At 64.2% G+C, this 22,584-nt stretch carries 17 protein-coding genes; 4 read left to right on the top strand and 13 right to left on the bottom strand.

Features of this window, described 5'->3' with window-relative positions; all coding sequences use genetic code 11:
• Window positions 1-59: 59 nt before the first annotated feature.
• From L4X63_RS06625 to larB, 10 genes are all read right to left on the bottom strand, one after another.
• Window positions 60-1,199 (bottom strand): hybrid sensor histidine kinase/response regulator, encoded by a 1,140-nt coding sequence (locus tag L4X63_RS06625; RefSeq protein WP_250677790.1) that lies wholly within the window; start codon window positions 1,197-1,199, stop codon window positions 60-62.
• A gap of 168 nt (window positions 1,200-1,367) precedes the next feature.
• A complete protein-coding gene (gene alaS / locus L4X63_RS06620; protein WP_250677789.1) occupies window positions 1,368-3,995 on the bottom strand; it encodes an alanine--tRNA ligase in 2,628 nt (875 codons plus the stop codon).
• Window positions 3,996-4,108: 113 nt separating this feature from the next.
• Window positions 4,109-4,588, bottom strand: coding sequence for a regulatory protein RecX (locus L4X63_RS06615; protein ID WP_502799896.1), 480 nt, complete (start codon window positions 4,586-4,588; stop codon window positions 4,109-4,111).
• Window positions 4,589-5,740, bottom strand: a complete 1,152-nt coding sequence (locus L4X63_RS06610) for a type IV pilus twitching motility protein PilT (RefSeq protein ID WP_250677787.1) — start codon at window positions 5,738-5,740, stop codon at window positions 4,589-4,591.
• A gap of 9 nt (window positions 5,741-5,749) precedes the next feature.
• Window positions 5,750-6,754 (bottom strand): recombinase RecA, encoded by a 1,005-nt coding sequence (gene recA / locus L4X63_RS06605; RefSeq protein WP_250677786.1) that lies wholly within the window; start codon window positions 6,752-6,754, stop codon window positions 5,750-5,752.
• 332 nt (window positions 6,755-7,086) lie between these two features.
• Window positions 7,087-9,096 (bottom strand): sensor histidine kinase, encoded by a 2,010-nt coding sequence (locus L4X63_RS06600; protein WP_250677785.1) that lies wholly within the window; start codon window positions 9,094-9,096, stop codon window positions 7,087-7,089.
• Between the two features lie 86 nt (window positions 9,097-9,182).
• Complete coding sequence (locus L4X63_RS06595; RefSeq protein WP_250677784.1) at window positions 9,183-10,412, bottom strand: competence/damage-inducible protein A; 1,230 nt, start codon at window positions 10,410-10,412, stop codon at window positions 9,183-9,185.
• Entirely contained in the window at window positions 10,409-10,858 is a 450-nt protein-coding gene (locus tag L4X63_RS06590) for a phosphatidylglycerophosphatase A family protein (protein WP_250677783.1), read from the bottom strand. The genes L4X63_RS06595 and L4X63_RS06590 overlap by 4 nt, the downstream gene beginning before the upstream one ends.
• Window positions 10,855-12,009 (bottom strand): nickel pincer cofactor biosynthesis protein LarC, encoded by a 1,155-nt coding sequence (gene larC / locus L4X63_RS06585; RefSeq protein WP_250677782.1) that lies wholly within the window; start codon window positions 12,007-12,009, stop codon window positions 10,855-10,857. Before larC ends, L4X63_RS06590 begins: the two co-directional genes overlap by 4 nt.
• Entirely contained in the window at window positions 12,006-12,761 is a 756-nt protein-coding gene (gene larB, locus L4X63_RS06580) for a nickel pincer cofactor biosynthesis protein LarB (protein WP_250677781.1), read from the bottom strand. Before larB ends, larC begins: the two co-directional genes overlap by 4 nt.
• A gap of 213 nt (window positions 12,762-12,974) precedes the next feature.
• Between larB and L4X63_RS06575 the strand changes: the two genes are divergently transcribed.
• A complete protein-coding gene (locus L4X63_RS06575) occupies window positions 12,975-13,730 on the top strand; it encodes an SDR family oxidoreductase (protein ID WP_250677780.1) in 756 nt (251 codons plus the stop codon).
• A 25-nt stretch (window positions 13,731-13,755) separates the two neighbouring features.
• Here L4X63_RS06575 and L4X63_RS06570 read toward each other — a convergent pair whose 3' ends face one another.
• Window positions 13,756-16,023, bottom strand: a complete 2,268-nt coding sequence (locus tag L4X63_RS06570; RefSeq protein ID WP_250677779.1) for a PAS domain S-box protein — start codon at window positions 16,021-16,023, stop codon at window positions 13,756-13,758.
• 72 nt (window positions 16,024-16,095) lie between these two features.
• Window positions 16,096-18,042, bottom strand: coding sequence for a response regulator (locus tag L4X63_RS06565; RefSeq protein WP_250677778.1), 1,947 nt, complete (start codon window positions 18,040-18,042; stop codon window positions 16,096-16,098).
• A 451-nt stretch (window positions 18,043-18,493) separates the two neighbouring features.
• Between L4X63_RS06565 and L4X63_RS06560 the strand changes: the two genes are divergently transcribed.
• Window positions 18,494-19,000, top strand: coding sequence for a hypothetical protein (locus L4X63_RS06560; RefSeq protein ID WP_250677777.1), 507 nt, complete (start codon window positions 18,494-18,496; stop codon window positions 18,998-19,000).
• Window positions 19,001-19,019: 19 nt separating this feature from the next.
• On the opposite strand, the gene L4X63_RS06555 is transcribed toward L4X63_RS06560, so the two are convergent.
• Window positions 19,020-19,916: a LysR family transcriptional regulator gene (locus tag L4X63_RS06555; protein WP_250677776.1), complete on the bottom strand. Its 897-nt coding sequence runs from the start codon at window positions 19,914-19,916 to the stop codon at window positions 19,020-19,022.
• Window positions 19,917-20,037: 121 nt separating this feature from the next.
• Here L4X63_RS06555 and L4X63_RS06550 point away from each other — a divergent pair, with 121 nt between their 5' ends.
• Together L4X63_RS06550 and L4X63_RS06545 are read left to right on the top strand one after the other, a co-directional pair.
• A complete protein-coding gene (locus L4X63_RS06550; RefSeq protein ID WP_250677775.1) occupies window positions 20,038-20,688 on the top strand; it encodes a hydrolase in 651 nt (216 codons plus the stop codon).
• Window positions 20,689-20,698: 10 nt separating this feature from the next.
• Window positions 20,699-22,537 (top strand): amidohydrolase, encoded by a 1,839-nt coding sequence (locus L4X63_RS06545; RefSeq protein ID WP_250677774.1) that lies wholly within the window; start codon window positions 20,699-20,701, stop codon window positions 22,535-22,537.
• Window positions 22,538-22,584 lie beyond the last annotated feature (47 nt).

Here is a 22,584-nt window from a genome sequence, read left to right as displayed (position 1 = left end):
GCTAATATAGCACAAAGGGGGAGATAATCAACTCCAAATGGGGGAAATGAGGTGGGATTTCAGCCGCTTTGAGCGGCATTGAGGGGGAGCGAGATCTCTACCCGGGTCCCTTCGCCGAGCTCGCTGTCGATCGAGATACTGCCGCCATGCATCCTGATGAATTCGCGGGCATAGAAGAGGCCGAGACCGAAGCCGCGGACCTGGCCGGTGCGGTCGGCGTCGACCTGGTAGAACTTCTCGAAGACCTTGGGGAGATCCTCCTTCGCGATGCCGATCCCCTCGTCCTCCACCACCACGAGGCAGGCATGGTCGGAGGTGGCGAGGGAGACCTTGATGGCGCCGCTGTCGTCGGAGAACTTGATGGCGTTATCGATGACCTGCTGCAGGGCGAAGCTGATCCTCTCCTGGTCCAGTAGTATCTCGGGAACCAGGGTCAGGTCGAGCTTGGTTTCCAGCCCCCGCTTTTCGGAGCGGCTCACCGCACGGCTGAGAAGCTTGGGGACCAGGGTGTTCAGGTCGCACGGCGCCCGGTGCAGCGAGCGGTCGCTGTCCATGACGGTGGAGAAGGAGAGGAGGTCGGTGACCAGCCGGCCCAGGTGGCAGGCCTCCTTGTACACCAGCCCGATGTTCTCCCTGGTGATTTCGTCCTCGGGGTCGTAGACGCCGGCGGCGAGGTTCTCCAGGAACAGCGAGATCGAGGTGATCGGCGTCCGGAACTTGTGGGAGATGATGGAGAGGAAGTTGGACTTGAAGCGGTCGAGGCTTTTGAGGTTGGCGATCTCTTCCTTGAGTGCCTTCTTGACCAGCGCCTTGTCGACGGCGCTTTTGAGCTGCAGGAGGTTGAGCGGCTTGGTGATGAAGTCGTCGGCGTCGGCCTTGAGCGCCTTGAGGATCAGCTCCTTGTCGGCGAATCCGGTCATCATGATGACCACCACGGTCGGCTCGCGGTCCTTGATCCGCTTGAGGAGCTCGAGGCCGTCCAGCCGCGGCATCATCACATCGGTGAGAACCACGTCGATGCCGCCCCGCATAAAGATGTCGAGGGCCTCTTCACCGTCGCCGGCCTCGACCGTCGTGTAGTCGTGGAGGGCCCGCATGCACAGATCACGAATGACCGGCTCGTCATCCACCACCAGGATCGTCTTCGTGTCCCGATTCTGGAGCAGCGCCAGGTCCGACTGCTGGGTAAGTTCGAGCATACTCCGGCACCTCGTACGACGTTACTGGTTCAGCTAAGCGTGCCAACCATCCTTGCTTGAAGTCCCCCTTGATAAAGGGGGATTTAGGGGGATTTGCCTTTGTGTATTGAGAGAACCATAAATCCCCCCCCCTTTTCAAAGGGGGGAGCAGGACGGTCAAAGGATTACTTAACCGACGATGGTATAGACGGCTTCCAGCGCCTCGGCCAGGTTCTCGGGCTTGGAGCCGCCGGCCTGGGCCAGTTCGGGCTTGCCGCCGCCGTTGCCGCCGACGATGGGGGCGATGGCCTTGATGATGTCGCCGGCCTTCCAGCGTGAGGTGAGGTCGGAGGTGACCGCCACCAGGAGGTTGGCCTTGACGCCGTCGGCGGTACCAAGCACGATGACGCCGGAACCGATCCGCTCCTTCAGGGTATCGGAGAGCTCGCGCAGCCCCTTGGCATCCCCTTCCACCTTGACGGCGAGGATCTTCACCCCGTTTTGCTCGCGGACCTGCTGGATGAGGTCGGCGGACTTGGAGGCGTTGAGGCGGCCCTGCAGGGTTTCGACCTCTTTCTGCAGCTCGCGCTGACCGGCCATGACCTTCTCGGCCCGGTCCACCACCTGGCCCGCCTCGGCCTTCAGGAGGGTGGCGATGGTGCGCTGCTCGTCCTCGAGCGCATGGACGAAGGCGAGGGCGCCGCTGCCGGTCTGGGCCTCGATCCTCCTCACGCCGGCCGCGATCCCCATCTCGGAGACGATCTTGAAGAAGCCGATCTCACCCGCACCGTGTACGTGGGTGCCGCCGCAGAGCTCGGAGCTGACGTCCCCTACCTTGACCACGCGGACCACGTCGCCGTACTTCTCGCCGAAGAGGGCGGTGGCGCCGGAGGCGAGCGCCTCGGTGGCGGCCATCTCGCGGGAGTCGACGGTGGCGTTTTCCATGATGTGGGCGTTCACCAGGGTCTCCGCCCTCCGGATCTCATCGGCTGTCATGGCCGAGAAATGAGTGAAATCGAAACGGAGACGGTCGGGAGCCACCAGCGAGCCGGCCTGCTTGACGTGGTCGCCAAGCACTTCCCGCAAAGCTGCCTGCAAAAGGTGGGTGGCGGTATGATTACGGGCGGTGGCGGAGCGCTTGGCGGTGGCGACTTTGAGATCGGCGGCCTCGCTGGCGCGGACGGAGCCGGAGACCACCTTGCCGCGGTGTACGATCAGGTCCGGGTACGGGCGCAGAGTGGTGGACACCTCGACGTGGCCGGAACCGGTGGAGATGACGCCGGTGTCGCCAGCCTGGCCGCCCGACTCGCCGTAAAACGGGGTGGTGGCGGTGACGATCTCGACGGTGTCGCCCTCGTTAGCCTCCTCGACCACGATGCCGTCCTTGATGATGGCGCTGATCGGGGAGTAGGCGGTCTGCTCGGAGTATCCGACGAAGTTGCTGGAGATGCCAGTGCCGTGGAGCTCCTTGTAGATGTTGGCGAGCCCCTCTTCGCCGGAACCTTTCCAGTTCTCGCGGGCCTTGGCGCGCTGCTTTTCCATGCAGAGAACGAAGCCGTCCTCGTCGAGGGTGAACCCTTCCGCCTCGACGATGTCGGCGGTGAGGTCGACCGGGAAGCCGAAGGTGTCGTACAGCTTGAAGACCACCTCGCCGGAGATGACCTTCTCGCCGGCGGCCTTCAGGCGGGCGGTCTCCTCGTTGAGGATGGCGAGGCCGCGGTCGAGCGTCTCGGCGAACCGCTGCTCCTCGGCGAAGATGACCTTCTTCACGTAGCTTTCGCGCTCGATCAATTCCGGGTAGGCGTCGGCCATCATCAGGTTGACGGCGTCCACCACCTTGTACATGACCGGATCGCTGATGCCGAGCATCTTGGCGTGGCGGGCGGCGCGGCGCATGATGCGCCTGAGGACGTAGCCGCGCCCCTCGTTGGAGGGGAGGACGCCGTCGCAGATCAGGAAGGTGGTGGCGCGCGCATGGTCTGCCATGACCCTCATGGAGACGTCGTCCTTCTCGTCGGCGCGGTACTTCTTCCCGGCCAGGCTCTCGATGTGGCGGATGATCCCCTGGAGGAGGTCGGTGTCGTAGTTGGAGGTGACGCCCTGCATGACGGCGGAGATACGCTCAAGCCCCATGCCGGTGTCGACCGACGGCTTGGGGAGCGGGGTGAGGGTGCCGCTCTTGTCGCGGTTGAACTGCATGAAGACGTTGTTCCAGATCTCCATGTAGCGGTCGCAGTCGCAGCCGACCGCACAGTCGGGGCTGCCGCAGCCGGTGCCGGGACCGTTGTCCCAGAAGATCTCGGTGCAGGGGCCGCAGGGGCCGGTGTCGCCCATGGCCCAGAAGTTGTCCTTCTCGCCGAAGCGGTAGATTCGCTCGCGGGGCACCCCTTCCTGGATGTGCCAGATGTCGGCGGCCTCGTCGTCGTCGTTGTAGACGGTGACGTAAAGGCGGTCTTTGGAAAGGCCCAAGTCCTGGGTGAGGAATTCCCACGCGAAGCCGATCGCTTCCTTCTTGAAGTAATCCCCGAAGGAGAAGTTCCCGAGCATTTCGAAGAAGGTGTGGTGACGGGCGGTGCGGCCGACGTTTTCGAGGTCGTTGTGCTTGCCGCCGGCGCGGACGCATTTCTGGGAGGAGACCGCCCTCACGTAGTCACGCTTTTCGAGACCGAGGAAGGTGTCCTTGAACTGGTTCATCCCTGCGTTGGTGAAAAGGAGGGTCGGGTCGTTTCTGGGAATAAGATTGGAACTCTCAACCAGGGTGTGTCCCTTTTTCTGGAAGAATTCGAAGAATCTGGCCCGGATCTCTCTACCTGTCATGTACTAACCTCTAATCTATTTGAATTTAAACACAAAACCATAAAAGCATTAGAACGCGGATGACGCGGATTAAACCAAAAGCCAATGGAACACGGATCAAATCTGATTGACGCTCAATCTGCGTCACCCGCGTTCCAAGCCGTTGACTTTAGCTGCCTGAAGATTGCCGACAGCGAAAACCCTTTCCTCTGCAGATACCCGATGATCCGGCGCCGCTCCTTCTCGGTGGCGCTCTCAGGATCGAAGCTCGCGAACCGCCGCTCCATCATCTCGGCTATCAGCTCCTGCTCGCCGTGCTCGGCCTCGATCTCGTCCATCACTTCGGAGACGATGGCGGGGGAGACGCCGCGACGGGCCAGCTCCATCTTCAGCCGGACTCCGTAACCCCTGCCGTTTCTCACCGCGGCGGCGGCGAACTGGTGGGCGAAGCGGGCATCGTCCAGGTAGCGGAGCTCCTTGAGCCTCGCCACGGTGTCGACGACCATCTGCTCCTCGAACCCCTTTTCGCGGAGCTTTCTCGAAAGCTCCGCCTCGGAATGATCCCGCAGGGTCAGCATCCGGAGGGCGCTATCGAGGGGAGAGCGCTCCTTCACCTAGTACTTCTCGATCACCATCTCCCCATCTTCAGCCGGGGTATCTTCCTTGGTGAACTCATCCCAGGTGGCGTTGGAGGTGGACGAGATGCCGGAGCACTTGAGGGCGAAGTCGTCGGGATTGCTCGACTGCCTCATGGCCTCTTCGTAGGTGATCAACTTCTTGGTGAAAAGCTGCATGAGCGACTGGTCGAAGGTCTGCATGCCGTAGGTGGTGAACCCCTGGGCGATGGCGTCCGGGATCTGCTTGGTCTTCTCCTTGTCGTCGATGCAGTCCTTGATGCGGGCGGTACCGACCATGACCTCGACCGCCGGCACGCGCCCCTTGCCGTCCGCGCGCGGGACCAGGCGCTGGGAGATGACCCCCCTCAGGATGCCGGCCAGCTGCATCCTCACCTGCCGCTGATGGAAGGGAGGAAAGACCGAGATGACCCTGTTGATGGTCTCGGCGGCATCCAGGGTGTGCAGGGTGGAAAGCACCAGGTGGCCGGTCTCGGCGGCGGTCAGCGCGGTCTCGATGGTCTCGTAGTCCCTCATCTCGCCGACCAATATGACGTCCGGGTCCTGCCTGAGGGCCGAGGTGAGTGCCTTGCCGAAGCTCAGGGTGTCGAAGCCGACCTCGCGCTGGCTGATCAGGCTCTTCTTGTCCTTGTGCAGGTACTCGACCGGGTCCTCGATGGTGATGATGTTGCAGGTCCGGTTCTCGTTGATGTGGTCGATGATGGAGGCGAGGGTGGTCGATTTACCGGAGCCGGTGGTCCCGGTGACCAGCACCAGGCCGCGCTGCTCCAGGGCGATCTTCTTCAAGACCGGCGGGAGATTCAACGCGTCCAGAGTCGGGATGGCGATCGGGATGGCGCGAAGCACCATGGCCACCGTCCCGCGCTGGGCGAAGACGTTGACCCTGAAACGCCCGAGGCCCGGCACCCCGTAGGAGAGGTCGGCCTCGTAGTTCTCCTCGAAAATCTTCTTCTGGCGGTCGTTCATGATGTTGAACGCCATGGTGCGGACCACGTCGTTGGAGAGCCGCTCGGCGTTAGGGATGGCCCGTAGCGCGCCGTCGATCCTGATGATCGGGGGAAGGCCGGCCTTGAGGTGGATATCCGACCCCTTGGCCTTCATTGCTACCGCCAGAATTTCGTTGAGTTCCATAGCCATGGTTTATACCGCCGGTGCCGCGGCCTCCGGGGCGATCAGCTTCTGCCTGATCTCCGCGGTGATCTCGGGATGCTCCTTCAGGAAAAGCCGCGAATTCTCGCGCCCCTGGCCGATGCGCTCCTTGCCGTAGGAGAACCAGGCCCCGCTCTTCTCGACGACGTTGCGCTCGACCGCCAGGTCGAGGACGTCCCCTTCCTTGGAGATCCCTTCGCCGTAGAGGATGTCGAATTCGACCTCCTTGAAGGGGGGAGCCACCTTGTTCTTGACCACCTTCACGCGGGTGCGGGAGCCGATCATGTCGTTGCCCTGCTTGAGGGCGGCGATCTTCCGGATGTCCATCCTGACCGAGGCGTAGAACTTGAGGGCGTTACCGCCGGTGGTGGTCTCGGGGTTGCCGAACATGACGCCGATCTTCATCCTGATCTGGTTGATGAAGATGACGCAGCAGTTGGACTTGGAGATGATGCCGGTAAGCTTCCTCAGGGCCTGGGACATCAGGCGGGCCTGGAGACCCATGTGCGAGTCCCCCATGTCCCCTTCGATCTCGGCCTTGGGGACCAGCGCGGCCACGGAGTCGACGACGAGGACGTCGATGGCGCCGCTTCGTACCAGCGTCTCGGCGATCTCGAGCGCCTGCTCGCCGGTGTCCGGCTGGGAGACCAGCAGGTCGTCGGTCTTGACGCCGAGTTTCCTGGCGTAGCCGATGTCGAGGGCGTGCTCGGCGTCGATGAAGGCGGCGATGCCGCCGGACTTCATGGCCTCCGAGATGATGTGCAGCGCGAGGGTCGTCTTACCGGAGGACTCCGGTCCGAAGATCTCGATGACGCGGCCGCGGGGAACGCCGCCGACGCCGAGGGCCAGGTCGAGCGACAGCGAGCCGGTCGGGATGGCAGCCACGTCCGGCAACGGCTCGTCGTTGCCGAGCCTCATGATGGCCCCCTTGCCGAACTGCTTTTCAATCTGGCCCAGGGCCAGCTCAATCGCCTTATCTCTATCCTGCGTTGCCATCTCGTATATCTCCTCTCCGGGGCTAGGTCCCGGTCTTTAATGGAAAATTGGAATCAATGACACATAACACAACCATCGGCCGCTTTCAAGCGGCTAACGATAACTTACAAAACTTCGGTTCTACGTTAGATGTTCAAGGTTCTAGGTTAACTACGCCGGCGGCCACCGTACCGACGGAGGGCTACCTGGTGCACCAGGGGCTCCGCCATCGGTAGGTTGCTTGTAGCTTGAGACCGCGACAGATTATGTCGCGCAACTCACGAGGTCAATCGCCAGGTCCCCTCTCCTTCAAGGAGAGGGCCAGGGTGAGGATGGGGGAAGTAGAACCGGGGTTAAAACAGTTCCGGCTGGCTGACCTCCGGCTCCAGGGGGAGGAGGAGGAAGAAGGTGCTCCCGCGGCCGCTCTCCACCCAGACCATGCCGCCGTGGGCCTCGACCATCCCCTTGACCATGGCGAGGCCGAGCCCGGCCCCCTTCCCCTGCAGCCTGCTGCTGCCGCTCGAGTGGTGGCGGATCTCCCCTATCTCGTAGAAGATTTCGAAGATCCCCTGCTGCTCCTGCGGGGGGATCCCCATCCCCTGGTCCTTCACCCGGACCTCCAGATAGCAGCGGTCGCCGCAGCGCTTGAGGAAGCCGGGATTGAACCGGTCGAGGGTCGCCTTGCGCTCCCAGAGCGCCCGGCTGTCCACCACCTCTCCGGTGACCTCGATTTCGCTGCCGTCCGGGCTGTACTTGATGGCGTTCAAAAGGAGCTCCGCGAAGATCCGCTCCAGGGATTCCCGGTCGCCGGCGAAGAAGGGAAGCTCCTCGAGCTGGGTCAGCTTCACGGTCTGGTTGCGCTGAACGAGCTGGGGTTTGAGCTGCTCCTTGACGCTGTCGAGGAAGAGATCGAGCTGGATGGGAACGTGCGCCATCTCCCCCCCGCGCGCCTCGAGCTTGATCAGCTTAAGAAGATCGGCCACCAGCTCCTTGAGCCGCATCCCCCCCTCCAGCACCGCGGTGAGAACCACGATGTCCTCGGGAGTGCAGTCCGGGTGCTTGAGCAGCAGATCGGCGCCGGAGATGATGCTGGTGAGCGGGGTGTTGAATTCGTGGGAGACCATGCCGAGGAACTGGTTCTTCATCCGGTCGAGCCGGCTCAGCTCGAGGTTGGCCTGCTCGACCAGCGCCAGGTTCTGCTTGAGCTTGATCTCGGAAATGGAGAGGTTATGGCTGGCCTTCTCGAGGAGGTGGTGGGAACGAAGGAGCTCGGCGCTTTTCCAGTTCACCTCGGCGAACAGGCGGTTGCGCTCCACGAGGCTTCCCACCTGCTTGCCGACGCTTTCCAGGAAGAGGATCTCGCGCTCGGAATAGCTGGGGATCGAGCAGTGTACGAGGTGCATGACCCCGATGAGGTTCTCCTGCACCATCAGCGGGATGACGGTGAGGCTGCTCCACCCTTCGGCAGCGGCCCCCTGGAGCAGGGTGTCCTCGGAGGGGCCCCCGGCCAGGCGGACGGTCTTGAACCGCTCCGGCGCGGTGGCCACGAAGGCCCCGAGCAGCCGGGCGAGATGGGGGGAGACATCCCTCGATACGCTCAAGTGCGGATCCTTCCCGTCGGCATCGAGGAGGTGTACCGTGCCGCCGCCGGCATCGAAGAGATCGATGATCTCCACCAAGGTGTCCTGGGGAACCCCGTCCAGCCCCGGCCCGCTGGTGATCCCGGTGAGGATCTTGATCAGGACAGAGAGCTCCCGGTTCCGCTGCTGGACCTCCCTCCCGACCCTGTCGTGCTGGGTGATGTCGCGCAGGATGCAGTGGACCACCTGCTCGTCGCGGAGGTCGATCAGCCGGGCGTTGATCTCCCCGAGGAACAGCGAGCCGTCCTTTCTCTGGAACCGCATCGCTTCGCCGGAGACCATCCCCCGTCTCTTGATCTGATAAACAAAAGAGCGGAATTTCTCACGCTCGTCCACGTGGAGAAGATCCCGCCCTTCCATGGAGGAAAGTTCCTCCTTGCTGTAGCCGAGGAGCTCCGTCCCCAGCCCGTTGACCTCTTCGAGCGCCCCCGTCTCCGCGTTGAAGACGAAGATGGCGTTACCGGCCCCCTCCAAAAGCGACTTGTAGCGCCGGGCGGCCTTGGCGACCTCCTGCTGCATCCCCGTCAGCTCCATCCGGAGGTCGTCCACCACGTCCCCGTCCCGCTTCCGGAGCGCCGCCGGCAGGATCACCAGCACGGGCGCAAGGATGACCACCACTGAAATGTGGAACCAGCCCGGCAACGGGGCGTGCCGGTCGGCCCAGAACAGCAGTAACTCGCAGACCACGAGCAGTATGATCGGTGCGTAGTGCAAATCGGCCACCTATCCACCTGGTCATCACATCCCCCGCCCTGTCGGGAGGGGGGCAGTCGTTGTCCTCCCCACGGATGGCGGGAGGCCGCTTCATATCATTGCACTTCCTCCAGCAGGTACCGCCTGAGCCAGTCGAGCGCACTCACCGTGGTTATCGACCGGACCGCATCGCGGCCGCCCTGGAAATTGTAGCGGGTGACCCGGCAGCCGTTGGCGTCCGCCAGGGCCATGTACACCGTCCCGACCGGTTTCTCGGGAGTCCCCCCTTCGGGGCCGGCGATGCCGGTGACCGAGAGGGCCAGGTCGCTACCGGCCGCGATCCGTGCGCCGGAGGCCATCGCCACCGCCACCTCCGCGCTGACCGCGCCCTTGGCTTCGATGAGATCGGCCGGCACCCCGAGCATCCTGCTCTTGGCCTGGTTGCTGTAGGTTACCGCCCCCTCCAGGAAGTACGCGGAGCTTCCTCCCTGGGAGGTGATGCGGGAGGCGATCATCCCGCCAGTGCAGGATTCCGCCAGCGAAAGGGTGCGCCCCTTTTCCCGGAAGAGGGCAGCCAGCACCTCATCCATGGTCTCGTCGTTGCGGGCGAAGAGCTCCCGCGGGAACCGGCCGGCTACTTCCGCGGCCGCCCGCTCCACGAGGTCCGCGTCCTTGGCCTCGCCTCTCAGGATGATGTGGATGTCGGGAAACTTCACGCAGTAGGCGAGCTCGACCGGGGAGCCGGGGGGAAGCGCCCCCTCCAGCCTCGCCGCGACGGCAGCCTCGGAGGTCCCGAAGAGCTTCAATACGATCCTGCAGTTGGGCTCCCTCCCCTCCTCAGCCAGGGCGGGGAGGACGGTCTCCTCCAGCATCCGCTTCATTTCGAAGGGAACCCCCGGCATGAAGAACAGCCGCGCCCCGTCGATCGGGAGCTCGAACCCGCAGGCGGTCCCCAGGGGATTGGGGATCAGCGGACACCCCTTGGGAAGTAGGGCCTGACGCTGGTTGCCGGGGTGAAGCCCGCCGGTGATCCGGGCGGCGAAACGCTCCAGGTGGGCCAGCGCCTCGGCCGACACCTCCATTTCCAGGCCGGCGGCACAGGCAGCCGCGGCTGACGTGAGGTCATCGGGGGTGGGACCGAGCCCGCCGGTCACGATGACGGCATCGCTCTCCGACGCCAGTTCCCTGAGCGCCGCCACGATGGACTCCTCACGATCCCCAACCGTCAGGTGCTTCTGCACCCGCAGGCCGATCTCGAAACAGCGCCCGGCGATGTGGGAGGCGTTGGTGTCCACCACCTCGCCGGAGAGAAGCTCGTCCCCTATGGAAAGCGTCGCTACCTTCACACGAACCTCAGAAGCAGATGGGTGGCCAAGCAGGCGTACACACCGGCACAGATGTCATCCATGACGACGCCGTAGCCGTTTTTCACCGAGCGATCGAAGTAGCGGGCCGGCTGCGGCTTGGTGACGTCGAAGAGCCGGAAAAAGAAGAATCCCGCCAGTACCCCCTGCCAGGTCGGGGGGACCGCGATCATGGTCACCAGGTAGCCGGCCACCTCGTCGATGACGATCTTCCCCGAGTCGTGCTCGCCGAAGATCACCCCGGCCCGTCCCGAAACCCAGCAGGCGAGGAGCGTGAAGGCGGCGGTGGTCAGCAGGTAGAGCGGCAGCGGCAAAAGGCTGAGCGCCAGGTAGAACGGGATGCCTCCCACGGTACCGACGGTGCCGGAGGCAAAGGGAGCGAATCCGGTACCGAACCAGGTGGCGGCCAGGACGATGAAGCTTTTCATGGCGCGCCGATCTCCCTCTCCACGATCCGGTAGACATCCAGAAGCGGCAGCGATCTAGCCAGCGCAATCTCCCGGCACGATTCGAACTCGGGGGTGATCCTCCCGTTGTCGAGCACCTTGACCCGCACCGTACCGAGCGAGGTCTCCCGCTCCTCGAGCTTGCGGCCGAGGGTGAGACGGCGGACCGGGTAGTAGCGGACGCCGATGGCGGTCGACTCCGCGAGCACCAGGCGCGCCAGCCGGTCGAGATCTTCCCGCCGGGCCACCACGGTAAGCCTCGTTCCCGGACGGTTCTTCTTCATCTGCAGCGGAGAGAAGGCGGCGTCGAGGGCACCTTCGGCGAAAAGCCGCTCCATCAAAAAGCCGAGGATCTCCGGGGTCACGTCGTCGAGGTGGGTCTCCAGCACCATCACTTCTTCGCCGGGGTCCCCTGCGTCCTCGCCCATGACGATGCGGAGCAGGTTGGGGACCTCGGGAAAATCCTTTTCGCCCGCGCCGTGGCCGATCCCTTTCACGGTCATGGCAGGGGGCGGGCCGAACGACTCGGCCAGGGCGGCGACGATGGCGGCCCCGGTCGGGGTCACCCGCTCGCCTTCGCCGATGTCGGCGCCGAGCGGGATGCCGGTCAAAAGTTGGGCGGTGGCCGGAGCCGGGACGGGCAAGAGGCCGTGGGCGGTCTTGACGAAGCCGCGCCCATACGGAAGGGGCGAGCAGCAGACCCGGTCGATGCCGAGATAGTCGAGGCCGATGGCGGCTCCCACGATATCCACGATGGAGTCGACCGCGCCCACCTCGTGAAAATGGACCCGCTCCATCGGCACCCCGTGGACGGTCGCCTCAGCCTCGGCAAGCCTGCGGAAGATCCGCTGGGAAAGCTCCTTCACGCGCGGGGAGAGGGGCGCCTCGTCTATCATGCGGGCGATGTGGGAGTAGTGCCGGTGCGGCTGGTCTTCGGCGGCAAGACGGACACGGAACGAGGTGCCGGTCACGCCGTGGCGCTCCGCCCGGGAGCTCTCCAGGGTGTAACCGGAAAAAGGGAGAACGGCCAGTTGTTCGCGAAGGGTGTCGAGGGGAAGTCCCAGCTCCAGCAAAGCCCCTACCGTCATGTCTCCGGCAATGCCGGCAAAGCAGTCGAAATACAGAAACTTCATGCATGAATCCTGTTCATGAGGCTCGCCGCGTAGGCGGCCCCGAAACCGTTGTCGATGTTGACCACCGTAACCCCGGCGGCGCAGGAGTTAAGCATCCCGAGGAGCGCCGCGACGCCGCCAAAAGCCGCGCCGTAGCCGACCGAGGTGGGGACGGCGATCACCGGCTTGTCCACCAGGCCGCCGATCACGGAGGGAAGCGCCCCCTCCATCCCCGCCACCACGATGATCACCGAGGCGTCGTGGAGAAGCGAGCGTCTTGCCAGTAGGCGGTGCAGACCGGCCACCCCGACGTCGTAGAGCTTCTCCACCTCGTTCCCCATCATCCGCGCGGTGAGGACCGCCTCGGCGGCCACCGGGATATCGGAGGTCCCTGCGCAGACCACGAGCACCGTCCCCTTGCCGCGGATCCCGGCCGGATGCTGCTCGACGGTGAAGGCCCGGGCGTCCGGGTGGTAGATCCCCTGCGGAAAGCTCGCCACCAGCTGGTCACCCTTCTCGGGATCGATCCTGGTTGCCAGCACGTTGGAGCCCTTGTCGAGGAGGGCTGCGATGATGGTCCGCATCTGGTCGACGCTCTTGCTCTGGCCGAAGATGACCTCGGGGAACCCCTGGCGAAGGGTGCGGTGGTGGTCAACCGTGGCGCATCCCAGGTCCTCGAACGGGAGATGTTTCAGGCTTTCCAGCGCCTGGGGCACGCCGACGGTCCCCTCGGCAAGCTCCTGGAGAATTTTCTCGATAGCGCTTCGTTGCATTGGCAGCAAAGCCCTCCCATGGTTTGGTAAAAATAAGGTTAAAAACTACCACACTAAAGGTGCGTTTGCTTTAGAAAAAATGAGGGTTGCCGCAGCCGCACGCAAATTTTTGCGCCAACCGGCAGCCGTTTGCCGGGGGAGATGAGGTTGATTACCTTTCCCGGGTGCGGTACCGTTCATACTTTCGCAGGAGAGACGCTTAAGGAGGGATCTATGAAAGTCGCCATCGTCACCGGTGGAGGACAGGGTATCGGAAGGTGCCTGGTCAAGCGGTTCGTGGAGGAAGGGTACACGGTGGCGGTCGCCGATCTCGACGGGGAAGCCGCCACCGAGGCCGCCCTCCTTTACGGAGCCGGCGGCAGCGCGGTCCCGTACCAGCTGGACGTAGCCGACGAGGAGGGGGTGCAGAAGACGATTGCCGACCTCATCTCCCGCTTCGGACGGATCGACACCCTGGTCAACAACGCCGCCATCGCCCGCGCCCACGCGGCACCCATCGAATCGCTCTCCCTCGCCGACTGGAAGCGGGTGATCGACACCAACCTCACCGGGGTCTTCCTCTGTTCCAAATATGCCGTTCCGCACCTGCGCCAAAGCCGGGGGACCATCGTCAACATCGCCTCCACCAGGGCAATCCAGTCCGAGGCCGGCACCGAGGCGTACTCGGCCAGCAAGGGAGGGGTGGTGGCGCTCACCCACGCGCTCGCGGCGAGCCTGGGTCCCGAGGTTCGGGTAAATTGCGTGAGTCCGGGGTGGATCGCGGTGGACGACTGGAAGAAGAGCTCCCTGGCGGCCCCGCCCAAACTCACCACCGAGGATCACGAGCAGCACCCGGTGGGGCGGGTGGGACGCCCCGACGACGTCGCCGAGGCGGTCCTCTATCTCTCCTCCGGGCGCTCCGGATTCGTCACCGGGCAGAACCTGGTGGTGGACGGGGGGATGACCAAAAAGATGATCTTCGTGGAGTGAATGGTGAGAAAGACGGGACGCTGCGTCAGATCTCGATGACGAACTCGGCGCCCCCTTCGATGTTGCGGACGGTGAGGCGGCCGCCCATGTTCTTCTCGATGATGGTCTTGGACATGAAGAGGCCGACGCCGGTGCCGACCGCGGGCCCCTTGGTGGTGAAATAGGGGTCGAAGACCTTGCCGAGGATCTCGTCGGGTATCCCCCCGGCGTTATCGGCGATGGCCACCAGGGCCCGTTCCCCGGCGAGGCCGACCTTGATCAGGATCTTCGGCTTGGCGATCTGGCGCTCCTGGAAGGCGTCCCGGGCATTGATCAGCACGTTGACGAGCACCTGGGCAAACTCGTTGGGATAGCCGAGCACCTCCGGATCGGCCTCAGCCATCAGCTCCATGTCGATCTTCTGCCCCTGGAAGCTCCCCTCGATGAGCGACAGGGTCTTCTCCAGCTCGTCGAGGACCCGGAAGGAAACCTTCTCCTTCTCCGGCTTGAAGTAGTTCCGGAAGTCGTCGATGGTCCTGGACATATGCCTGACCAGGGTCATCGATTTGCCGGTGGTCTCGTCCAGGATCTCTTTGGTCAGCGCGCCTCGGGCGAAGCAGAGTGAGGGCTGCTGGATCAAGAGCCCCAGCGAGTTCAAGGGCTGGCGCCACTGGTGGGCGATGTTGCCGATCATCTCGCCCAGGGCCGCCAGCCTGTTTTGCTGGATCAACAGCTGCTCGTTCTTCCTGAGCTCCTCCACGACCCGGATCCGCTCGGCGGTCTCCGCCCTCAGCATCTCCATGTTGGTCTCCAGCTGGGCAGTCCTCATCGCCACCCGGCGCTCCAGCTCCTCGTTCATCTCGGTGAGCCGCTGCTCGGCCCATTTGCGCTCGGTGATGTCCACGATGGTGAGGAGGATGACCATATCGTTGCCTACCGACAGCACCTGGGCGGAAAGCTGGGCGAAGAAGGGAGCCTTGTCCTTCTTAATGAACTGGGCCTCCCACCCCCTGACCGAACCATGCTCTTTCAGCTCGGCGACAAAGCGGACCATCTGCTCCTCGTCCGCCCACAGTCCCATCCGACGGGCCGATTTCCCCAGCACCTCATTCCTCTCGAAGCCGTGGACCGCCAGCCAAGTGTCGTTCACGTCCACGAGGATCCCTTCCTCGAGGGTGCTCAGTGCCAGGGCGGCCGGGCTCTCGGCGAAGGCGCGGGAGAATTTCTCCTCGGAGAGGCGCAGCGCCTCCTCGGCCTGTTTGCGGCCGCTTATGTCGCGCAGGATGACGAACGAGCTGGGAGGGTTGCCGGGTAAGATGACGGAATCGACCTCGGCCGGGAAGGATTCCCCGTTTTTGCGCAGGAAGCGGAGCTCGAGCTTCGAGGCGCGCCCGGTCCGGCTCCGGATATCGAGGGCAGATTGGAAGCGCGGGTCGCTGTGATCCATGAGGGGCTCGCGGCCGAGCCGGCAGATCTCCTCTTCGGAGCGGCCGAACATGGCGCAGGCGGCGGGGTTGGCGGCCAGGATGCGGCCATCGGGAATGGTGAGAAAAACGGCGTCGGGGGTGTTTTCGAAGAGGGAACGGAAGCGTACCTCGCTCTCCCGCAAGGCCTCGGCTGAGCGTTCCCGCTCCCCGGCCATTTCGGCCTTCAGCTGGGCTTCGTGGATCCGGGCTTCGAGCTGGAGGTTGTCCAGCGAGAACGAGATGTCGGCCCCCATCTGCTCGAGGAGCTCCAGGTCGCGGGCGTCGAAGGCATCCACCTCGCCTGCCCAGAGCGTCATGCAGCCGACCACCTCGCCGTTTTCCCTGACCGGCACGCTGGCGCCGGAACGGAGGCCATGGGAGAGCGCCGTCTCGAGCCAGGGGAAAGTAGCCTCGGCCTTGGCGAAGTCGTTGCAGAAGGCGAGCCTCCCTTCCCTGATGGCGACTCCGGCCGGGCCCATCCCCTCCGGCACCGGGTGCGAGGAGATACGGACCTTGTCGAGGTAGGCGGTCTCGCCGCGGGAGGCGGCCATCCTGATGGCCCCGGTTTCCCGCTCCACGAGCCCGACCGCCGCCAGGCGGAATCCTCCCGGCTCGACGGCGGCGCGGCAGAACTCCTCGAAGAGCTCCCCCCGGTCGGAGAGATGGACGATGGCCTGGTCGACCGCCCGCAGCACCTCGTAGAGGCGGTTCACCCGCAGGATACCGGCCTCCGCGCGCCGCTCGGCCTCGGCCAGCCGGCGGCGAAGCTCCGCGTTCTCCGCGGCGAGCTCTTCCGCGCTTCGCCCCTGAGATCTCACTTCGTCTACGACCGGTTTGGAAAGCCTCACTGGATCGGCCCCTGTTACGTTAGATAAACACCCTTGGCGGAATCATTAAGATACCGCCAGTTCGTTCTCCGGTCAACTCCCGGGAACGCCTCCGTGCAGGGTGCTCATCAGTTCGGCCAGGCTGCTCATCACGTACGGCTTGGGAAGCACCGAGCAGAAGCCGTACTGCTGGTAATCGGCCATGACCGGATCGTCGGAATAGCCGCTGGAGACCACCAGGCAGGCAGCCGGGTCGAGGGCGAGAATCCGCTTCGCCGCCTCCTTCCCACCCATGCCGCCCGGGACCGTCAGGTCCATGATGACCGCGGCAAACCGCTTCCCGCTCCGGTTAGCCTCCATGTAGAGATCGATGGCCTCCTCGCCGCAGCTGCAGGTCGCCACCTGGAACCCCAGGCTTTCCAGCATGGTGCAGCCGATGGTGCGGACGTCCTGGTCGTCGTCCATGAGGAGGATGGATTGCCCGGTTCCCGGCTGGGGGGCCGGGGTCGCTTTGGGCGGCGGCTCGACCTGGCCGGGGAGGGCCTGGACGGCGGGGAGGTGGCAGACGAAGGTGGCTCCGCCGCCCGCGGAAGTTTGCACCCCAATGTGGCCGCCGTGGCGGGAGACGATCGAGTGGGCGGTGGTCAGGCCGAGGCCCGAGTTGCCGCTCTTCGTGCTGAAATAGGGATCGAAGATCTTTCCCTTCACCTTGTCGGGGACGCCGCACCCCTGGTCGGTGAAACTGACCCGGACGTAGCTCCCCTCGGAGAGGCCCAGGGAATTTCCCTCCCCGAGCTCGACGCTCTCCGCCTCGATGGTGACCGTTCCGCCCTCGGGCATGGCCTGCACCGCGTTGATCAGGATATTGTTGAAGGCCTGGATGATCTGACCGCTGTCGACCTCCACCTGGGCGATGACGGCCGGAACCCGCACCACCCCCTGCACCTTGCTCCCCCGTAGCCCCAGCGCGACCGACTCCTCGATCAGGTGCCGCACCGCGACCTGCTTCTTGACCGGCTTGCCGCCGCGGGCGAAGGTCAGCAGCTGGCGGGTCAGTTCCACCGCGCGCAGCGAAGCCTTCTCCGCCTGGGCCAGGCAGGTGGACACCCGCGCGGGGTCGGAGAGCGAAGCCTGGGCGAACGAGATGTTACCGAGGACGCCGGTCATGATGTTGTTGAAGTCGTGGGCGAGCCCACCGGCCAGCACACCGAGGGATTTGAGCTTTTGGGAGAGGATCATCTCCTCCTCGGCCCGCTTTTTCAGGGTGACGTCTTCCCGGACGGTGACGAAATGGGCGATCTTTCCCTCCCCCTCCATGATGGGGGAGATGGCCACCGCCTCGCGGTAGAGCTGGCCGTCCTTTTTTCGGTTCACCCCTTCTCCGTGCCAGTCCACCCCCGAGTTCACCCGCTCCCACACCTCCTCGAAGGAGGGGACGTCGGGGTCCTGGAGATGGAACTCACGCAGGTCCATCCGGAGAACCTCCTCTTCCGAGTAACCGGTCAGTTCCAGGAACTTGCCGTTGGCGTACTCGATCCGGCCCTCGGGGTTTGCGATCAGGATGAGGCTCGGGCTTTGTTCGACCGCCTGGGAGAGAAGGCCGATGTACTGCTCCTGCTGCTGCATCTGCCTCTGCATCAGCACGCGGGACATGCAGTCGGAGACCGCTTCGAAAAGAAGCTCGTGGTCGAGGGGCTTCAGCACGTAGCGCCGGATCCCCATCTTGATTCCCTGCAAAAGGTAGGTGAGATCGGAATGCCCCGAGGTGACGATGATGTGCGCCCCCGGCTCCATGGCGAGGATTTCCTGGGACATCTCCATGCCGTCCATGACCGGCATCTTGATATCGGTCAGCACGATGTCGGGATGAAATTTCCGGTACTGCTCCAACCCCTCCTGCCCGTTACCGGCCGTGTAGATGCGCAGGTTGGGGAAGTTGAGCTTCAGAGAAAAGCTCGCGGTCTCCCGGGCCATGGCGTCATCTTCCACAAACAGCAGCGAGAGGGTGGTCAATACCGGGATGTCAAAAGGTTTCGTCAAGGTTGCTACTCCTCCTTCGGCGAATATCTCCGTGGTCGTTGCCGCGGCCATCCCGGCAGGCCGTCCCGGGGGGGGTGCCGTCCCCTGCGGGCAGCTCTCCTATCCGCCGTGGAGACGCAGGCCCGGATCGGCGCCTGGATTGACGGGTTCAATAATATCATCTATCTCCCGATCTGGCATAGTACCTCCATTTTTCTTATTATCGCCGACAGTTTAGCGGTGAGCAGATGCCATGGACAGACAGTGAATTTGATTAAATTCTATTAAGAAATGATCGAATCAATCACAGAGTGATAAGCGGGCAAGCAAATTAATTCTCTGACAGGACAAACCTCCGCTCTCTGCCGACGAGCTACATCAATCTCTCGCCTTCGCGGCAAAAACAGAGGAGGAGGTTGCCACCTTGGCAGGGCACGGTATAGATATACGAATCATTCACCGGGAGCGAATCATGGAAGGAACCAGGGTAGCCGTACACGACCTGATGCAGAAGGATTACCAGTACTACCGGACCGAACCGGAGGGAAAGAATTTCCACCCCGATTTCCGGCCGGAGCTGACCCCGAAGGAGCTCCTGAAGCTGGGGATCTTCGGCGGCAAATACATGACCGACTGCCGGGACGAGTTTCCGCCGGACTGGTTCACGGAGGCGAAGCTCTGCCACGAGCAGCACCTTCCCGAGCTCAACTACTTCGGCGTCAACGCCTCCAAGCCACTCTCCTACTGGCGGGCCAAGGGGTGGATCTACCACGAGGACCCGCGGGGGTGGTTCCAGTGGTACTGCCGTTACTACATGGGGAGAAGGTGCGCGGACGATGCGCGTCAGATCAAGAGATGGCAGGCGATTAAGCGCCACATCGCCCAGTTGAAGAAGAACTGCCTCCCCGGCGACCTCGGGTGCCGCCGCCGTCAGCGGCAGGCCCTTTTGCACTGGGCCTACGACAGCAGGCGGATCTGACCCGGCCAGGCTACTACCCCTACCCGTTTCCGGGAGCCCGCTGCTTGACGGCATGTTCCAGGAGCGCCGCGACGATCGGGCGATCGTCGTCCCGTCTCCAGGCCGCCGTGAAGTGGATCGGCTCCAGTTTGTCCTTGATCGCTACCAGCGCGACTCCCGGATGGGAAAGGCTCGCCACGTCGCCCGGCATCAGGCATACCCCCGCTCCCGCCCCGACCAGGGCCAGCACCTCCACCAGGCTGTCCGCCTGGAAGGCAAACTGAGGCTTGAACCCCGCCACCCGGCAGGCAGCCACGATGGTCTGGTTCCTCCCGGGAAAACTCTCCTCGCGGTACCCTATGAACGGCTCCCCTTCCAACCCCTTCAGGCTGATACTCTTTCTCCCCGCCAAGGAATGCCCCGCCGGCACCGCCGCCTCCAGCCTCAGGTCGAAGAGCACCAGGGTCTCGAACTGATCGTGCACCGCCCCGCAGGGGTTGCCGATCAGCGCGACGTCGATCTCCCCTCGGGCCAAGGCGCGGACCTGGCCGGCGGGAGTGAGCTCGTGGATGTTGATCGCCACCTCGGGGTGGGCCTCCCGGAACGATTTCAGCGCGGCCCCCAGGAAGGAGCCAAGTGCGGACGCCAGGAAGCCGACCGTGATGGTTACCGGCTTGCGAGGCTGGTTGCCGAGCACGCGGACCGCCTCACCGGTCAGGTCGAGTATCTGGCGCGCGTAGCCGAGGAGGACGCTCCCCGCCGGGGTCAGCGCCAGCCCGAACCGCTCCCGGACGAAAAGCGGGTTGCCGAGCTCATCCTCCAGGTCGTGGATCAGCCGGCTCACCGCGGGCTGTGAAACATGCAGACGGCGGGAGGCCCTGCTGATATTGAGCTCTTCCGCGGCGGCGAGAAAGTATCTGAGGTGGCGAAGTTCCATGACTCTACAAGTATAACAAAAGGGCATATCTGGCAGACGAAAAGAGTATGGGCCCCTTTACTTCAGATGGGTCTACCCTTTGGTACATGGCAGTGTGAGTACTGCTCCAAGGAGGCAGATCATGAAGACAGAACTTTTGAACCCGGTAAACAGCACGGTCATCTTCATCGACCATCAGCCACAGATGACTTTCGGCGTCGCCAGCATCGACCGCCAGACCCTTTTCAACAACGTCATGCTCCTGGCCAAGGCCGCCAGGATTTTCCGCGTTCCCGTCATCCTCACCACCGTCGAAAGCAAAAGCTTCTCCGGCAACATGTGGCCCCAGCTTTTGGACGTCTTCCCGGACAAGACTCCCATCGAGAGGACTTCGATGAACTCCTGGCAGGACAAAAATTTCATCGAGGCAGTGGCCGCCACCGGGCGGAAGAAACTGGTGATCGCCGCCCTCTGGACCGAAGTCTGCCTGGCCTTCCCGGCCCTGGAAGCGGTCAAGGCGGGATACGAGGTCTACGCGGTCGAGGATGCCTCCGGCGGCACCAGCCTGACCGCCCACAACGCGGCGATGCGGCGGATGGAACAGGCCGGGGTGATCCCGATGACCGCCCTCCAGGTCATGCTCGAGTACCAGCGCGACTGGGCGCGCAAGGAGACCTACGACGACGTGATCGCCGCCGTCAAAGAGCACGGCGGGGCCTACGGGCAGGGGGTGGAGTACGCCTACACCATGGTGCATGGCGCGCCGCCGAGCCGCACGGGATCGGGGCAGTGAGGAGGCCGTCATGAAAACAGTGCATGCCGACTGCGTCCTCATCAACGGGCGCATCGCCACCCTCGATCCCCTTGCCCCCGAGGCGAGCGCGGCGGCCATCAAGGCCGGACGCTTGCTGGCCGTGGGAGAGAGGGAGGCGATCGAACCTTTCCGCGGCGCCGCCACCCGGGTCATCGACCTCAAGGGGCGCACCGTCGTCCCCGGACTCAACGATTCCCACCTCCATCTGATCCGGGGAGGGCTCAACTTCAACATGGAGCTCCGCTGGGACGGGGTTCCCTCGCTGTCGCTCGCGCTCGGGATGCTCAAGGAGCAGGCCCGGCGCACCCCCGCTCCGCAGTGGGTGCGGGTGGTGGGGGGATGGACCGAGTTCCAGTTCGCCGAGAGGCGGATGCCGACCCTGGAGGAGATCAACGAGGTTTCCCCCGACACGCCGGTCTTCGTCCTCCACCTCTACGACCGCGCGCTGGTGAACGGGGCGGGGCTGCGCGCGCTGGGATACACGCGGGAGACGCCCGATCCCCCGGGCGGACAGCTCGATCGGGACCGCCACGGCAACCCGACCGGGCTGCTGATCGCCAAGCCGAACGCCATGATCCTCTACGCGAGCCTTGCCAAGGGGCCCAAGCTCGGCCTGGACGACCAGGTGAACTCCACCAGGCATTTCATGCGCGAGCTCAACCGGCTCGGCATCACCAGCGCCATCGATGCCGGCGGCGGCTTCCAGAACTATCCCGACGACTATGAGGTCATCGAGCGGCTGGCCGGCCGCGACGAGCTGACGGTACGGATCGCCTACAACCTGTTCACCCAGCACCCCAACGGCGAGCTGCAGGATTTCGCCGGCTGGACCGGGCAGGTCACCCCCGGCCAGGGAAGCGACACCTACCGGCTGAACGGCGCCGGTGAAATGCTGGTCTTCTCGGCGGCCGATTTCGAGGACTTCCTCCAGCCGCGCCCCGACCTCCCGCCTTCCCTGGAGGGGGAACTGCGGAAAGTGGTCGCCCTGCTGGTGGAAAAACGGTGGCCGTTCAGGCTGCACGCCACCTACGAGGAGTCGATCGTCCGATTCCTCAACGTCTTCGAGCAGGTCGACCGCGATATCCCCTTCGACGGCCTGCGCTGGTTCTTCGACCACGCCGAGACCATCACCGAACGAAGCCTCGAACGGGTCAGGGCGCTCGGGGGCGGGATCGCCGTGCAGGACCGGATGGCGTTCCAGGGAGAATACTTCGTCGACCGCTACGGCGCGGAAGCGGCCGCCCATTCCCCGCCGATCTCCCGGATGCTGAACCTGGGAATCCCGGTCGGCGCCGGCACCGACGCGACCCGAGTGGCCAGCTTCAACCCGTGGGTCTCCCTGTACTGGATGGTAAGCGGCAAGACGGTCGGCGGTCTGCCGCTGTACGACGAGAAGAACCGGCTGAGCCGCACCGCGGCGCTCAGACTCTACACCGAGGGGAGCGCCTGGTTCTCCGGCGACGAAGGCAAGAAGGGGCGGCTAGCCGAAGGAGAGTTCGCCGACCTGGCCGTGTTGTCCGCGGATTATTTCCAGGTGCCGGAGGAAGAGATCAAGGGAATCGAGTCGGTACTGACCATGATGAACGGGAAGGTGGTGCATGCCAGCGGCGAGTTCGGCAACCTGGCACCGCCCTTGCCGCCGGTCTCCCCGGACTGGGCTCCCACCGGCGTTTACGGCGGGGCCTACCGCGCCGGGCTGGCCACGCCCCCGCCCACGGCCGGGGCCAGCGCGGTGGCGCGGGAAAGCTGCCGCGATCCGTTCCACCGGCACGCCCGCCGCTTCGGCGTCTTCGGAGGCGGTAGCGGATGCATGTGCTTTGCGTTTTGATAGGCGGAAACCTCCCTCACCCGGCCTCCGGAAGAGGGGCCGGGGTG

Source organism: Geomonas sp. Red32, from assembly GCF_023652955.1.
Taxonomy (GTDB): domain Bacteria; phylum Desulfobacterota; class Desulfuromonadia; order Geobacterales; family Geobacteraceae; genus Geomonas.
The sequence above is the reverse complement of the archived record's forward strand: the minus strand, read 5'-3'. Positions and strand labels throughout refer to the sequence as shown.